Here is a 3,071-nt window from a genome sequence, read left to right as displayed (position 1 = left end):
CTTACTTTCAATTTGCCGACCGGTTTTTTGCAACCGATTCTTCTTTTACCCTCCTGATCTTGCAGGAGGTTGTGTAACCGCTGCCTTTGCTCAATGTATGCACAGCCTCCTCGATTAGATACTGCCCGTCAAGACTCCCAAAGCCCTCTACGATCACAGTCGCTCCTGCAGTTAGATACGGCTCTCCCATTACTGTAATTTCCGATTCGCACTCCCATTTATTTTTTTTCTTCAGCTCTGCCCTTGCCCGCTCTATAGCCTGCTGTTTGTTCTCGCATCTCTCTGATATTTTCAGCACCCCTCCTGATACAACCTTTTTTGCGGTCTCTGTGTGTTTGACCTCTTTTTTCGATACGGGATCCCAATATCTGACTTCACACGCCTTATATATCTCGAATGTTTTGGTTGAGAATCTGTATGTAATTATGTTATATCCGCCTCTGCGGACGATATATATCGGCTCAGATTCTTCCAGTTCATCGGGCTTCACACAAATAAGCCTTTCAGCGTCAACCTTTACATTATAACCGTATTTCTCGCACACGCTTTTTAAAAAGCCAAGGTCGCTGTCGTCTTTCTGATCCAGTCTTTTCAGCTTGATGTCAGGATTTATTTTTATCTGTGGTTTAAGCTTATTTCTTTTGGCAATATCCAGAATAACCTTTGACAAATTTACATTTTCCCATGCATGAGTCCTTTTTTGTCTAAATGCCTCTGTAACATATGTAGAAAGCCCTTTTACATTGATCGTGTCAGGCGGTCCGCTAAACTCGATCTCGTCAATCTGAAATGTCCCGGCATTCAGCCATTTCTCTGAATCCTCGGCAACGCCGATTTTTACTTTCACCACATCGCCCTTTGACGGATACCACGATGTTTTCCACCTATCGTCTCTGTCTTCAAATGTCATCTGTATCTCATCGCTTTTACCGTGAAGATTATCCGTATAAGTCAGACTGGTAAGATACGGAGATACATCCTTGCTCACATCCCTGCCTGCCCATGTAATGCTGTATAAAAGCTCTCTTATCTTTTCCACGGCGGCAGCTCCTCCGGATATGTCGGCTCCATTTCAAGCTCAGGTATTTCAAGCTCGACTCCTGCCGGAAGCAGGGGACTCCTCTTTATCTCGTCAGAGAGATACGGATTGGCCTTTATGATCTCCTTATAATAATCCGGGTGGCCGTAGAACATCATCGAAACCTGATCCCATCGGTCATTCTGTATAGTGCGGTATTTCATCAGTTATACTCCTTGATCTGCACATCGAACTCTATCACCCGTGGATTACCGCTGCCGTCCACATCTCTCCATGTCTCCGAGATACTCTCTATCACAAACTCTCCTAATGTCTCGTTTCCAAGCACAAGCACAAGAGGCTCTCCTTTTTCTGCCTCTGTCTCAAGCCTGTGCATTTCTTCTATTGGATAGCAGAAGTAATCAACGAATCTTCCACCAAAAGAAACGGTATCAAGCTGCCTGCCGAGCGATTGAAGCTTTGATTTGCCTTTTACAATCTCATGCTCTGCGTACTTCCATGAGCGGCTGCGCTTCAGTTCATCGATGCTGTTCGCATACTCTTCTGAAAATTCAAAAGCTATATCACCAAGAGCGCCGATCTTCATTACCACTCCTTCCTTGCCTTATTCGCAAAATACCTCTCGATCACACGCCTTACAGCATCTTCAGTTGCAGAAGCTGTCTGCGCTGCAACCTGCTTCGCAGTGGTTCGATCCACATTGCCGTTGAATGTAAGATTCTGTGTAATCTGAATCAGAGGCATTGCCGAAGCTCCATAACCGCCTGCCATTGCAGGCATCATCTGCCGGGCAGGCTCAAACATCTGTCTGACCGGCTGCGTGATCGGCTGTAAAACAGCCCTTACTCCGAGCATCGCATTTTCCATTGCGGATACCATAGGCGTTGGCTTCATCGTCTCCGCAATAGTCCCGACTATGTTTACCTTATGCAGGTCTTTAAAAGGCCCCTCTTTGGCAGGACTAAAGGGCAATAGATTGCGAATTTTTTTGGCTATGCCAGATACAGCCTCTATAGGTTTTGACGCCATTGAAGTAATGCCTTCCCACAGCGAGCCGATAATCTTCTGTCCTACGGAAAAGAGATTGAATCCCTGCAAAAAGCTTTGTATGCTCTGCCATATCCCTATAAAAAATGCCTTTACCTTACCCCAGTTGGCGATAATAAGAGCCGCACCTATAGCCAGAGCTGTAATAGCAAGCCCTATCGGATTTGATATAATCGCAGCGCCCATAAGCCTAAATGCAGTTGCAATTGCCCTTGTAGCGCCCACAACGAGCGTTGAGCCAATTGCATACGCCTTTGATGCCGCTCCTGCTATCCATAACGCTGCTGTTTTTGCTCTGATTGCTATTGCTGAGCCTATAGCTGCCGCTTTCTGTTTATGCATCTCGATAGTAGTCATCAGCACAGACGGCCTCAGCAGCATCATCGCCCTGTATGCCATGCCTGCGCCGTCTGCTATCCATGAAAAACCCCATCTAACACCCATTGATGCTATCTTTAGTCCTATAAAACCGATTGCAAGCCCTCCTGCTACTTTTGTAGCAGTCGGAAATTTTTCAGCCACCTTACCAAGAACTCCCAACACAGGCGTTACAGCGCCTACTATCGAATTCACGGCAGGCAAAAATACAGTGCCTATATTTATCGCAGATGCGGCAAGATTGTTTTTAAGAAGCTGTAATTGATTTGCCGTTGTCTTCGCTCTGTTTTCAAACTCCTTCTGCATTGCCCCTGCAAATTTCGATTCATCTGCTGTTTCCTTCAGGGCTTTTTTATACTGATCTAATCCGGAAACCAAAAGGGCGACGTCATCGCTGTATTGCATGCCGAAAAGATCGCTTAATACCCCTGCCAGCTCCTCTTTTTTTACGCCCCTTAATCTTTCAAGAAACTTTATCAGTGCGCCCTCTGCGTCCTTTTCGATATCCGCTTTTAACTGCTCTGCCGAATATCCGATTGCATTAAGACCTGCCTGAAATTCCTTTCCCTGCCTGTCTGCCGTCTTTAATTTTAAGAGCATCGCATTA

The 3,071-nt window shown here is 45.8% G+C and carries 4 protein-coding genes; all 4 read right to left on the bottom strand.

Annotated features, from left to right (window positions below; all coding sequences use genetic code 11):
• Nucleotides 1–7 precede the first annotated feature (7 nt).
• Nucleotides 8–1,039 carry a phage late control D family protein gene (locus tag V7L97_RS11845; protein ID WP_333656237.1) on the bottom strand — a complete coding sequence of 344 codons (1,032 nt, stop codon included), beginning with the start codon at nucleotides 1,037–1,039 and terminating at the stop codon, nucleotides 8–10.
• Nucleotides 1,027–1,242 (bottom strand): tail protein X, encoded by a 216-nt coding sequence (locus V7L97_RS11840; RefSeq protein ID WP_333656235.1) that lies wholly within the window; start codon nucleotides 1,240–1,242, stop codon nucleotides 1,027–1,029. Before V7L97_RS11840 ends, V7L97_RS11845 begins: the two co-directional genes overlap by 13 nt.
• Nucleotides 1,242–1,625, bottom strand: coding sequence for a phage tail protein (locus V7L97_RS11835; protein WP_333656234.1), 384 nt, complete (start codon nucleotides 1,623–1,625; stop codon nucleotides 1,242–1,244). The genes V7L97_RS11840 and V7L97_RS11835 overlap by 1 nt, the downstream gene beginning before the upstream one ends.
• A partial coding sequence (locus V7L97_RS11830; RefSeq protein WP_333656232.1) for a phage tail tape measure protein occupies nucleotides 1,625–3,071 on the bottom strand: 1,447 nt, incomplete at its 5' end. The genes V7L97_RS11830 and V7L97_RS11835, both read right to left, overlap by 1 nt.

Origin of the sequence: Dissulfurispira sp., from assembly GCF_036745535.1 — a bacterium.
Taxonomy (GTDB): Bacteria; Nitrospirota; Thermodesulfovibrionia; order Thermodesulfovibrionales; family Dissulfurispiraceae; genus Dissulfurispira.
This window is presented reverse-complemented; position numbering and strand designations above follow the sequence as displayed.